Source organism: Streptomyces hainanensis, from assembly GCF_004348415.1.
Lineage (GTDB): Bacteria > Actinomycetota > Actinomycetes > Streptomycetales > Streptomycetaceae > Streptomyces > Streptomyces hainanensis.
In genome coordinates this window covers 1-11,005 of the sequence record NZ_SMKI01000262.1, presented here as the reverse complement: position 1 = coordinate 11,005, position 11,005 = coordinate 1, and the positions used below count along the sequence as shown (strand labels likewise).

Annotated in this window: 11 protein-coding genes; 6 read left to right on the top strand and 5 right to left on the bottom strand. The window is 74.0% G+C overall.

Annotated elements, in window-relative coordinates; all coding sequences use genetic code 11:
• Nucleotides 1-49: 49 nt before the first annotated feature.
• Complete coding sequence (locus E1283_RS22615; RefSeq protein WP_132819954.1) at nt 50-1,252, bottom strand: cation:proton antiporter; 1,203 nt, start codon at nt 1,250-1,252, stop codon at nt 50-52.
• A gap of 100 nt (nt 1,253-1,352) precedes the next feature.
• Entirely contained in the window at nt 1,353-1,832 is a 480-nt protein-coding gene (locus E1283_RS22610; RefSeq protein WP_132819953.1) for a cation:proton antiporter regulatory subunit, read from the bottom strand.
• A gap of 170 nt (nt 1,833-2,002) precedes the next feature.
• On the opposite strand from E1283_RS22610, the gene E1283_RS22605 reads away from it, so the two are divergent.
• Genes E1283_RS22605 through E1283_RS22590 form a run of 4 tightly spaced genes read left to right on the top strand, consistent with a single transcriptional unit; the run spans nt 2,003 to nt 6,070 of the window.
• Nucleotides 2,003-2,641, top strand: coding sequence for a winged helix-turn-helix domain-containing protein (locus tag E1283_RS22605; protein ID WP_132819952.1), 639 nt, complete (start codon nt 2,003-2,005; stop codon nt 2,639-2,641).
• Nucleotides 2,638-3,924 (top strand): MFS transporter, encoded by a 1,287-nt coding sequence (locus E1283_RS22600; RefSeq protein WP_207930489.1) that lies wholly within the window; start codon nt 2,638-2,640, stop codon nt 3,922-3,924. Before E1283_RS22605 ends, E1283_RS22600 begins: the two co-directional genes overlap by 4 nt.
• 9 nt (nt 3,925-3,933) lie before the next feature.
• On the top strand, nt 3,934-5,139 hold the full coding sequence (locus E1283_RS22595) for a sensor histidine kinase (protein WP_132819951.1): 1,206 nt from the start codon (nt 3,934-3,936) through the stop codon (nt 5,137-5,139).
• A gap of 7 nt (nt 5,140-5,146) precedes the next feature.
• Nucleotides 5,147-6,070, top strand: coding sequence for an NADP-dependent oxidoreductase (locus E1283_RS22590; protein WP_132819950.1), 924 nt, complete (start codon nt 5,147-5,149; stop codon nt 6,068-6,070).
• Nucleotides 6,071-6,115: 45 nt separating this feature from the next.
• Here the strand turns inward: E1283_RS22590 and E1283_RS22585 are convergent, their stop codons facing one another.
• A complete protein-coding gene (locus E1283_RS22585) occupies nt 6,116-6,727 on the bottom strand; it encodes a TetR/AcrR family transcriptional regulator (RefSeq protein ID WP_132819949.1) in 612 nt (203 codons plus the stop codon).
• A gap of 187 nt (nt 6,728-6,914) precedes the next feature.
• Between E1283_RS22585 and E1283_RS22580 the strand changes: the two genes are divergently transcribed.
• Nucleotides 6,915-7,745 (top strand): SDR family oxidoreductase, encoded by an 831-nt coding sequence (locus tag E1283_RS22580; protein ID WP_132819948.1) that lies wholly within the window; start codon nt 6,915-6,917, stop codon nt 7,743-7,745.
• A 22-nt stretch (nt 7,746-7,767) separates the two neighbouring features.
• On the opposite strand, the gene E1283_RS39495 is transcribed toward E1283_RS22580, so the two are convergent.
• Nucleotides 7,768-9,051, bottom strand: a complete 1,284-nt coding sequence (locus E1283_RS39495; protein WP_132819947.1) for a wax ester/triacylglycerol synthase domain-containing protein — start codon at nt 9,049-9,051, stop codon at nt 7,768-7,770.
• A gap of 128 nt (nt 9,052-9,179) precedes the next feature.
• Here E1283_RS39495 and E1283_RS22570 point away from each other — a divergent pair, with 128 nt between their 5' ends.
• The gene (locus tag E1283_RS22570; protein ID WP_132819946.1) at nt 9,180-10,394 is read left to right on the top strand and encodes an aminotransferase class I/II-fold pyridoxal phosphate-dependent enzyme; all 1,215 of its coding nucleotides are present in this window, start codon (nt 9,180-9,182) and stop codon (nt 10,392-10,394) included.
• Here the strand turns inward: E1283_RS22570 and E1283_RS22565 are convergent.
• Nucleotides 10,384-11,005, bottom strand: a 622-nt coding sequence (locus tag E1283_RS22565) for a beta-ketoacyl synthase N-terminal-like domain-containing protein (protein WP_279571288.1), incomplete at its 5' end; no start/stop codon positions are given. The two genes, E1283_RS22570 and E1283_RS22565, sit on opposite strands and share 11 nt — an antisense overlap.

Below are 11,005 nucleotides of genomic sequence, written 5' to 3'. Positions count from 1 at the left end.
GCGGGTGGGTGGGGGAAAACTCACCGCACCCGAAGCCGCCGCGCCGCGGTCAGGCTCCGGACTCCGCCGCCACCACCGCCGTCGACGTCTGCCGCGCCTTGCGCCGCTCCCGCAGCCGGCTGGCGACCGGTTCCGTCCACCTCGTGGCGAACGGGCCGATGATGACGAGTATCAGCACGTACGCCGTGGCCACCGGCGCGATCCGCGGTTCGGTCGCGGCGGCCAGGCCCGCTATGACGATGGAGAACTCGCCGCGCGCCACCAGCGCGCCGCCGGCCCGGAAGCGGCCCCGTGGGCCGACCCCGGCCCGCTTCGCGGCCCACCAGCCGGTGGCGATCTTGGTGCCCGTGGTCACCACGGCGAGCAGCAGCGCCGGGACCAGCACCGGCGGGATCGCCGTCGGGTCGGTCGACAGGCCGAAGAAGACGAAGAAGACGGCCGCGAACAGGTCCCGCAGCGGCGTCAGCAGGCGGCGCGTGTTGTGCGCGACCTCGCCGGAGAGCGCGATGCCCACCAGGAAGGCGCCGACCGCCGCCGAGACCTGGAGCTGCTGTGCCACGCCCGCGACCAGCAGCGTCAGGCCGAGGACCACCAGCAGCAGCATCTCCGGATTGTCGGAGGAGACGGCCTTGCTGATGATGCGTCCGTGCCGCAGCGCGACGTAGAACGCGATGCCGGCGGTGCCGAGCGCGATCGCCAGGGTGAGGCTGCCGCTGGCGAGTCCGACGCCGGCGAGCACCGTGGAGAGCACCGGCAGGTAGAGGGCCATCACCAGGTCCTCCATGACCAGGATGCCCAGCACCACCGGGGTCTCGCGGTTTCCGAGCCGGTTGAGGTCGGTGAGGATCTTGGCGATGACGCCGGATGACGAGATGTACGTGACGCCGGCGAGCGCCAGCGCGCCCACCGGGCCCCAGCCCAACAGGAACCCGGCCACCGCACCCGGGGTCGCGTTCAGCACCAAGTCCACCAGCCCCGAGGGGTACTGGGTCTTGAGGCTGTCCGCCAACTCGGTCGCGGTGTACTCCAGGCCCAGCATGAGCAGGAGCAGGATGACGCCGATCTCGGCGCCGATCTCGATGAAGTCCTCGGTCGTCGAGAGCGGGATCAGGCCGCCGTGCCCGAAGGCCAGCCCTATCAGGAGGTAGAGCGGGATGGGGGAGAGGCCGAGCCGGCCGGCCAGCCGCCCGACGAGTCCGAGGCCCAGGACGACGGCCCCCAGCTCGATCAGCATGGTCGTGGTGTCGTGCACGCTCACCGCACCTTTCGGTTGTCAAGGTCATTCGCACGGCGCCGGCTGCTCCCACCGGCGCCGTGTATCCGTGGCCCAGGCGACCGTTTCAGCGCGGAGCTCAGGCCCCGGCGATGATGTCGGCCAGGTCGCTGACGCCCTCGCGGGTGCCGACGACCAGCAACGTGTCGCCCGCCTCCAGGCGGAAGTCCGGCCCCGGTGACGGGTGCGCGCCGATCCTGCGCAGCACCGCCACGATCGAGGCGCCCGTCCTGGTGCGGGCTCTGGTGTCGCCCATCGGACGCCCCCGGTAGGGGGAGTCGGGCTCGATCGGAATCCGCTCGGTGACCAGGTCGAGGCCGAGTTCGCTCTCGGGCAGCGTGACGGCCTGGCGTTGTGGGGCGATGATCGAGGCCAACCGCTCGGCCTCGTCCGCGTCCAGGGCTACGGTGCCCTGGCAGGCGTCCGGGTCCTCCGGGTCGAAGAACCCGATGAAGCGCCGGCCGTCCTCGTGTGCCACCACCGAGATGTGTCGTCCGTCCCGGGCGGCGATGTCGTACTGGGTGCCGACGCCCGGCAGCGGGGTGCGCCGCGTTCCCATGTTGATCGTGCCTCCTCAACCGTGGTCGCAGTGAGCATAACGCGGGCGCCAGCACGTTTGTTCTGGAGATTGGCCGGAACTCATCGGTACGCCAAAGAGTTCTTCGCAAAGAAGCCTTTGCAAAGACTCCTTTGGGTTGCAAAGACTCCTTTGGGTTCTAGGGTGAGCGCATGACGGAACCCAGGGAAGAAGCGCCGACACCCCACGACGAAGCCGGGCAGGCCTTGGCGGAGCGGGTCGTCGTCCTCGACGGCAAGGGGCTGCGCGCCCTGGCCCACCCGCTGCGGGTGCGCCTCGTCGGCCTGCTGCGCCAGCACGGCCCCGCGACCGCGACCCAGCTGGCCGGGCGGTTGTCCCTGAACTCGGGGGCGACCAGCTACCACCTACGTCAACTCGCCGCCGCGGGCTTCGTCGAGGAGGACACCGAGCGGGGCAACGCCAGGGAGCGCTGGTGGCGCGCGGTGCACCAGCTCACCACCGTGGAGCCCGAGATCGTGGAGGCCGAGCCCGAGGCGGCCCAGGTCTTCCTCCAGTCGGTGGCCGCCGCCCATACCCTCCGCCTCCAGCAGGGCCTCAACGAACTGGCCACCATGCCGCGCGTCTGGGGCCCGGCGCTCAACCTGAGCGACGTGATGCTGCGCCTCACCCCGGAGCAGGCGCGCGAGCTCGGCCGGGAGCTCTGGGCGGTGCTCAAGCGCTACCGGGACGAGATCGGGCAGGCCGAGTCCGACGAGGGGCGGGAGAGCGTCGCCGTCCAGTTCCACGTGCTGCCCGAGCCGGCCGGCGTCGAAGAGGGACGCGACGCATGAGATCCCGGGCGTTGGTCGGGCTGCTGACGGCCATCTCCGTCTCGCAGCTCGGCACCAGGATCTCCGCGATCGCGCTGCCCTGGTTCGTGCTGGTCACCAGCGGCAGCGCGGCGCAGACCGGTCTGGTGGCGTTCTGCGAGATGGCGCCCTACGTGCTGGCCAAGGCGTTCTCCGGGCCGCTGATCGACCGGGTCGGCGCCCGGCTCACCTCCTGGACCACCGACGTGGTGAGCGCCGTCGCCGTGTGCCTGATCCCGCCGCTGCACGCGGCCGACCGGCTGCCGTTCTGGCTGCTGCTCGCGCTGGTGTCGGTGATCGGCCTCTGCCGGGGGCCCGGCGACCTGGCCAAGCAGGTGATGGTCCCGGAGGCGGCCGACCGCGCGCGGGTGCCGCTGGAGCGGGCCACCGGGCTGTCGGGCGTCGCCGAGCGGCTGGCGAGCACCGTCGGTCCCGCGCTCGCCGGCGTGGTGGTCGCGACGCTCGACGCGATGACCGCGCTGATCGTCAACGGCGTCTGTTTCGCGGCCGGTTCGCTGCTGATCGGGCTGGCCCTGCCGCGCGGCCTGGGGCGTGCCCAGCGCGCCCCGGCGGAGTCCACCGCCGAACCGGAGGGCTACTGGCGGCGGTTCGGCGTCGGCTTCGCCCACCTGCGGCGCGAGCCGCTGCTGTTGGCGATCGCGCTCACCGTCGCCGTCACCAACCTGCTGGACGCCGCCTACGTCAGCGTCCTGCTGCCGGTCTGGGCCGAGGAGTCGGGCCACGGGCCGTCCGCGATCGGCCTGTTGGGCGCCGTCGGCGGCGCCGCGGGGGTCTGCGGCAGCCTGTTGGCCGCCGCGATCGCCGAGCGGCTGCCCCGACTCCCGGTGTTCTTCGGTGGTTTCCTGCTCGCCGGCGCGCCGCGCTTCGTGATCCTGGCGCTCAGCGTCTCGGGCGGCGTGCCGTTGTGGGGGGTGCTCGTGGTGTGCGCCGTCAGCGGGTTCGGCGCCGGGTTCCTCAACCCCATCATCGGCGCCGTGTCGTTGGAACGCATACCCCGGCACATGCTGGGCCGCGTCCAGGCGTTGGTCACCTCGCTCGCGTGGTCCGGCATCCCGCTCGGCGGCCTGATCGGCGGGGCGGCGGTCGGCGCCACGGGGCTGGTTCCGGTACTCCTGGTCGCCGGCACCCTCTACTTCCTCACCACCAACCTGGCGGCGCTGCGGCCGGAATGGCGCCGAATGGACCACCGCGGGCGACAGGCTTCGGCCACGTCACGTCACGAGGAGACCACCGTATCGGGTTAGTGTCATGGCGTGTTGTTGACGTGGTCTGGGCGGGCGGTCGGTGACCGGTTCGGGCCGGCGCGCCTGCTTCCGCTCTTCATCGGCGCCGGCTACCTGTTGCTCGTCCAGGACGCCCCGCCCGACACCGCCGACTGGCTGGTCACCCTGGCCGCCGGCGTGATCTTCCTCGGCGGCGGCGCCTTCCCGCTCGCGGTCTCGCTGGCCGAGAGCGCGCTGCTGCTGCTCGCCCACCCGCTGGTCTCCGAGACCCCGGTCGCCGCCAAGGTGGTGGCCAGTGTGGCACTGCTCGAACTCGCCGTGCGCCGCCCGCCGCGCGAGGCGCTGCTCGGCACCGCGGTGCTGATCACCGCGTACGTCCTGCTCGTCAAGGACCACGAGACGGTCACCGGGCTGCTGGCCGTGGGCTACCGGGTCGTGGTGGTGGCGGTCGCGCCGCTGCTGCTCGGCGCCTACCTGCGCGCCACCGACCGCGCGTTGGCGCAGGCCAGGGCCCGCGCCCGGGAGGCCGAGGCGCGCCGCGAACTCGCGGCACGCGGCGCCCGGCTCGCCGAACGCACCGAACTGGCCCGCGAGTTGCACGACCTGGTGGCGCACCACGTGTCGTCGATGGCGCTGCGGGTCAACGTGGCCAGAGCCGTGTTGCCGGACCTCGACCCGCGGGTGCGCGCGGTGCTCGACGACGTCTACGGCTCCGCCACCACCACCCTCGCCGACCTGCGCCGGCTGGTGGCCGTGTTGCGCGATCCGGCGGCCGTCGCGCCCGAGGGCGGCCCGCCGTTGGTGGTGGAACCCGCCGAACTGCCGGCCGCCGTGGCCGCGGTGGTGGAGCGCGCCGTGCAGGCCGGGCTCGACGTGCGCGCCCGCGTCGACCCCGGCATCGCCCACCTCGACGCGGTCCGCGGCCTGGCCGTGCTGCGGGTGGTCCAGGAGGGGCTGACCAACGCCACCAAGCACGCCGGCTCCGGCAGCCGGATCACGGTCGAGGTGGCGGTCGCCGAGGGCGACGCCCGGGTCGAGGTGCGTGACGACGGCGGCCCGGCCGAGGTGTCCGGCGACCTGCCGGGCGGCCCCGGATTCGGGCTGATCGGGCTGCGTGAACGCGTCGGCCTGGTGGGCGGCACGCTGACCGCGGGGCCGCACGACGGCGGCTGGCGCCTGTGCGCCGACCTGCCGGAGCGCTGTTCGAGTGGTGCCGCCCGGGCAACCGTCTCATAGTGGACATATGTCCAGAGCTGTGAGATTCGACGAGTACGGAGACGTCGACGTGCTGCGTGTGGACGAGGTGGCACGTCCCGAGCCGGGTCCTGGCGAGGTGGTGGTCCGGGTCAAGGCCGCCGGCATCAACCCGGGCGAGGCGGCCATCCGCCGCGGCCTGCTGCGCCAGCGCTGGCCCGCCACCTTCCCCTCCGGGCAGGGCAGCGACCTGGCCGGAGTCGTGACCGAGACCGCCCCGGACGTCACGGCGTTCGACGCCGGCGACGAGGTCCTGGGCTTCACCAACCGCCGCGCCAGCCACGCCGAGTTCGCCGCCGTCGAGGCCGACCAGCTGATCAGGCGACCGACCGACGTGTCCTGGGCCGAGGCCGGTGCGCTGGCCATCGTCGGCACCACCGCCTACGCCGCGGTGCGCGCGGTCGCCGTCGGCCGCGGCGACGTCGTGGTGGTCTCGGGCGCGGCCGGCGGGGTGGGCACCCTGGCCTGCCAGTTGGCGCGCGACCTGGGCGCCACCGTCATCGGCCTGGCCAGCGAGGAGCACCACGCCTGGCTCGCCGACCACGGCATCCTGCCGGTCAGCTACGGCGACGGCGTGGCCGACCGGATCACGGCGGCGGCCGGCGGCAGGGGGCCCGACGCGTTCATCGACACCTACGGCGCCGACTACGTGCGGCTGGCCATCGAGCTGGGCGTGGCGCCGGAGCGGATCGACACCATCATCAACATGGCGGACGCCGAGGAGTTCGGCGCCCGGATGGAGGGCAGCGCGGCGGCCGCCGACGCGGGCGTGCTGGCCGAACTCGCCGCCGCCGTCGAGGACGGCCGGCTGCACGTCCCGATCGCCAGGACGTATCCGCTGGACGACGTCCGCGACGCCTTCCGCGACCTTGAACAGCGGCACACGCTGGGCAAGATCGTGCTGATCCCCTGATCCCCTGACGCTCCGACGGCCCGGGACCCGCACGGGTCCCGGGCCTCAGCCCCGGGCGTCGACGGCCGGCGTGGCCAGCGAGTCGAGGTGCCGGCTCAGCACCCGGGCCGTCCAACCGGGGTCGGCGCCCGCCGGCTCGTGGACGACGTGCGCGCCGAGGCCGTCGAGCAGCGCGTGCAGCCGCGCCGCCTCCAGATCGAGATCCGTCCCCGGGACCAGGTCGACGCCGTTGTCCAGCCGCCCGATCAGCGCGCGGCACACATCCCGCAGGTGCCCGTGGGCGGCGTCCCGCGCCGCGCGCAACGCCACGTCGGCGCGCGCCGCGTCGAACAGCGCCAGGTACACCTCGGACTCGGTGCGGCGCTCGCTGTCCAGCGGCAGGAACTGCCGGGCGAGCGCCTCCACCGTCTCCCGGGTGCTGGGCCGCGGCGGCAGGGCGGCCACCCTCGCTCGCGCCCGGTCGAGGACCATCTCCAGCGCGAAGACCAACAACTCCCGCTGTGTGGTGAAGACATGACGCAGCGAGCCGGCCGACACCCGGGCCTCTTTCGCGACGGCCCGCACCGAGGCGCGGCCGATACCGTCCCGCACGATCACCCGCCAGGCCGCCCGGGCGATCTCGCGGCGGCGCTCACCGTGATCGATCAGTCGTGGCACAACGGCAAAGGTAACGCAAACACCGCGACTTCACGCATGGTGAGAGCACGGGCGTACCACCACCCGGTGGGGCCGGGCGCCGTCACCACGGCCCCGCTCGGCTCGTTGAGCGGACGATGACGACGACGGTCCTGGCCGGTGTGACGGGCCGGCGTGACGGGCCGGCGTGACGGGAGGAGCGAGGCGGATGGCGGCGGTGGACCTCCACGGGTGCCACGCGGTGGTGACGGGCGGTTCGAGCGGCATCGGGCTGGCCACCGCCCGGCTGCTGGCCGCGCGCGGGGCGCGGCTGTCGCTGGTGGCCAGGGACGCCGAGCGGCTGGTGGCCGCCGGCGAGCTGCTGCGGGCGGCCGGCGCGAGCGTCGCCGTCGAGCGGGCGGACGTGGCGGACCGCCGGGCGCTCGCCGCCGCCCTCGGCCGGCTCCAGGAGACCTGGGGGCCGTGCGACGTGTTGGTGAACTCCGCCGGCACGGCGGGGCCCGGGCATTTCCTCGACCTTCCGGACGACGCCTTCAGGCGGCAGATGGAGGTCAATTACTTCGGCACGCTCCACGCGATGCGCGCCGTGGTTCCCGGAATGATGAAACGGGGTCGGGGCAGCGTGGTCGCCGTTTCCTCGGCGGCCGCGCTCGTCGGGGTCTTCGGATATACCGCGTACGCGCCCTCGAAACACGCGGTGCACGGCCTGATGGCGGCCGCCAGGGGAGAACTCGCCCGGCACGGCGTCCATTCCGCCGTGGTGTTCCCGCCCGATGTCGACACCCCGCAACTGGCGGCCGAGAACCTGGAGAAACCCGAGGAGACCCGGGCCATCGGCGGAATGTTCCGGCCGCTGACCGCCGAGCGGGTCGCCGCGTCGATCGTGGCGGGCATCGAGCGACGCCGCTTCGTCATCTGCCCCGACCCCGGCACCCGGGCGCTGGCCGCCCTCGGCGGCCTGCTCGGCCCGCTGCTGCGCCGCGAGTTCGACCGCCGCACGACCCGCACCCACCGCCGGGCCCGCCACCGGCGCTCCTAGAGCCTGTCCGCCCGGACCGGGCCTAGCTCCGCACCGCCGGGCCGTTCGCGGCGAGTTCCGCGAGGGCCCTGGTGAAGTCGCCGGTCAAGCGCGCCGCCGGGGTGGCGCCGTGGCTGACCACGGTCAGGGTCAGCCGGGCCGCCCGCTCCGGCGTCCTGGTGTGGCCGGCGAGGAAGAAGCTGACGGCACCCGGCGGCGGCAGGTCGGGCAGCACCATCCCGCCGGTCAACGGCCGGCCGAGCAGGTACCAGGGCCCGCGCCGCAGCATCAACGTCGTGCAGCACACCGGCGCGTAGGACGGGGCGATGGCGTGGGCGCCGGCCGCGCGCGCCGCCCAGGCGCCGAGCAGCGCCGTGCCCCGCAACAGCCGGGCCGCGTTGACCGCCCGCGACCGGAACCCGGGTGCGACGACGGCCTCGTGACAGGCCGCCAGTCGGTCGGCCGGCCGGTCAAGACCCACCGGCAGCGCCACCCGGGCCGCCGAGATCACGTTGCCCAGCTCCCCGTTCGTCCCCGGCGGCCGCAGGTCCACCGGCACCAGCGCGTAGACCGGCCGGTCCCGTCCCGGCCAGCCGGTCAGCGGGCCGTGCACGTCCCGCAGCACCCCGGCGACGCCGGCCAGCAGCACGTCGTTGAGGCTGATCCCGGCGCCGGGCAGCGAACGCCGCGCCGCCCGCACGGCCGCCGGATCCACCTCGGTCCAGGCCGTGGTCGGGTCGCCGGGCGCGCCCGGCAGACGGCGGCTCGGCCGCGCCTGGTGCAGCAGGTCGCGGCCCAACCTGCCGAACCCGCCCAGGCCGGGCCCCGGGGCGTGGCTCCGGGCCGCCGGCTCCCGACCCACCGGGGTCGGGCCGTCGAGCAGCAGGTGGAGCAGGGTCTCCAGGGACCGCCCGTCGAGCGCCGCGTGATGAGCGGTCAGCAGCAGCGCGAACCCCTCCTCACCGGGACCGGTCCCCGGCACCAGGTGCAGTCGCCACGGCGGCAGCCCGGCAGGCAGCCGCCGCCGCACCGCGGCGTCGACCAGCTCGGCGAGGCTGGTGCCGGGCGCCGCCCCCCGCACCTGACCCGCCGGGTCGAAGCGGTCCAGGGCCAGCCACCGGTGCCGCCGCAGCGACCCCGGCGCGGGCGGCGGGCACAGCACGGAACGCATCCTGAGCAGCGAACCGAAACGCTTCACCACCAGATCCCGCAATTCGTCGACATCCGGAACCGGCCCCGAGAAGAAAACGGCCGAACCGATCGTCTTCGGAGTGCCACCAGCCACGAAACACTCGTCACAAGCCGAGAGTGCGATACTATTTTTCATCCTCCCAGCCCTTTCCCCTTACCAACGGACAGCGATTCCGTGACCCCCGGCGCGTGGGGGAGCATTCTCATCGCGATGATCGGACAGGCTGCACTCTGACACGACAGAGAAGAGGCCCAGGTAACGGCATGGCAGATATCTTCGACAAGAAGCCGATCGCGGTAATCGGCGAAATGGCGGAGACGGGCGTCAGCCCCTACTACCGCACCGCAGAACCGAACGCGGTCATGGCAGGCTGCAACGACTATCTGGGCCTGGCGACCGACCCCCGGCTCATCGACGCCGCCACCACGGCCACCGCCAGGTACGGCACCAGCTGCTCCGGGTCCCGCATCCTCAACGGCACGCTGCCGCTGCACGAGGAACTCGAGGCCAGGCTGGCCGCGTTCCTCGGCTGCGAGGCCGCCCTGGTCACCACCACCGGTTTCCAGGCCAACCTGGCCGTCGGCACCCTCCTCGGCCCCGGCGACGCCGCGTTCAGCGACATGGCCAACCACGCCTCCCTCGTCGACGGCGTGCAGCTCGGCCAGGGCACCCGCTTCCGCTACCGGCACGGCGACCTGGCACACCTGCGCCGGCTGCTGGCCGCCGCCGCCCCCGACGCCGGCAAGCTGATCGTCACCGACGGCATGTTCTCCATGGAGGGCGACCTCTGCCCGCTGCCCGGGCTGCGCGAGCTCGCCGACCGGTACGGCGCGCGGCTGGTCGTGGACGGCGCGCACGACATCGGGCTGCTCGGCGCGCGGGGCAGCGGGGTCGCCGAGCACTTCGGCATGCCGGGCGCCGTCGACCTCCTCTCGGGCACCTTCTCCAAGTGCTTCGGCTCGCTCGGCGGGCTGCTCGCCGGCCCCGCCCGGATCGTCGAGTACCTGCGCTACAGCGCCCGCCCGGTGCTGTTCTCGGCCGCGATGTCCCCGGCCTCGGCGGCGGCCGCGCTGACCGCGTTGGACATCATCGAGACCGAACCGGCCCGCCGCGAGCGGGTCTTCGACCACGCCGAGCGGCTGCACAACGGGCTGCGTGCCCTCGGCTTCGCCACCGCCCCCTCCATCACCCCCGTCGTCCCCGTGCACATCGGCAGGAGCCGCCTCTGCCTGCGGATGTGGCAGGCGCTGCACGACGCGGGCGTCCACACCAACGCCGTGGTCACGCCGGCCGTGCCGCGCGGCCGCGCCCTGATCCGGGTGACCCCGCAGGCCACCCACACCGACGAGCAGATCACCCGGATCCTGGACGCCTTCGCCGGCTGCGGACGCCGGCTCGGCCTGGTCGCCGGGCGCGCCGAGCGGGCCGAGCACGACTGGACGCCGGTCGCGCTGGCCCGCCCGAAGCTCACCGGGTGAACACCAGCGACACGTTGTGCCCGCCGAAGCCGAACGAGTCGCTGACCGCGACCGCCACCGGCCGCTCCCGCGGCTTCTTGACGACCAGGTCGATCCCCAGATCCGGCGCCGGCGCCCCGACGTTGGCGGTCGGCGGCACCACCCCGTGTTCCAGGCTGAGCACCGTGAGCAGCGCCTCCACCGCCCCGGCGGCGCCCAGGCTGTGCCCGAGCACCCCCTTGGCCGAGGTGACGCTCGGCCCGTGCGGGAACACCCGCCCGATCATCAGGCCCTCCGCCGTGTCCCCCTGCCGCGTCGACGTGGCGTGCGCGTTGACGTGGTCCACGTCGGACGTCCCCACCCCGGCCTCCGCCAGCGCCGTCCGCACCGCCGCCTCCGCGCCCCGACCCTCCGGGTGCGGGGCCGTGGGATGGTGGGCGTCCGTGCTGACCCCGCACCCCGCGAGCACCGCGAACGCGGCCCGACCACGCGCCCGCGCGTCGCCCGACCGTTCGAGCACCAACGCCGCCGCGCCCTCCGCCATCACGAAGCCGTCGCTGTCGGCCGCGAACGGCCGAGAAGCCCCGGCCGGGTCGTCCCGCCGCCCCGACAGCGCCCCGGCCCGCTGGAAC

Bases quoted from the DNA above. Each gene is read 5' to 3' on its own strand.
- E1283_RS22610 (WP_132819953.1), bottom strand. From the start codon at position 1,832: ATGGGAACGCGGCGCACCCCGCTGCCGGGCGTCGGCACCCAGTACGAC.
- E1283_RS22605 (WP_132819952.1), top strand. From the start codon at position 2,003: ATGACGGAACCCAGGGAAGAAGCGCCGACACCCCACGACGAAGCCGGG.
- E1283_RS22600 (WP_207930489.1), top strand. From the start codon at position 2,638: ATGAGATCCCGGGCGTTGGTCGGGCTGCTGACGGCCATCTCCGTCTCG.
- E1283_RS22590 (WP_132819950.1), top strand. From the start codon at position 5,147: ATGTCCAGAGCTGTGAGATTCGACGAGTACGGAGACGTCGACGTGCTG.
- E1283_RS22580 (WP_132819948.1), top strand. From the start codon at position 6,915: ATGGCGGCGGTGGACCTCCACGGGTGCCACGCGGTGGTGACGGGCGGT.
- E1283_RS39495 (WP_132819947.1), bottom strand. From the start codon at position 9,051: ATGAAAAATAGTATCGCACTCTCGGCTTGTGACGAGTGTTTCGTGGCT.
- E1283_RS22570 (WP_132819946.1), top strand. From the start codon at position 9,180: ATGGCAGATATCTTCGACAAGAAGCCGATCGCGGTAATCGGCGAAATG.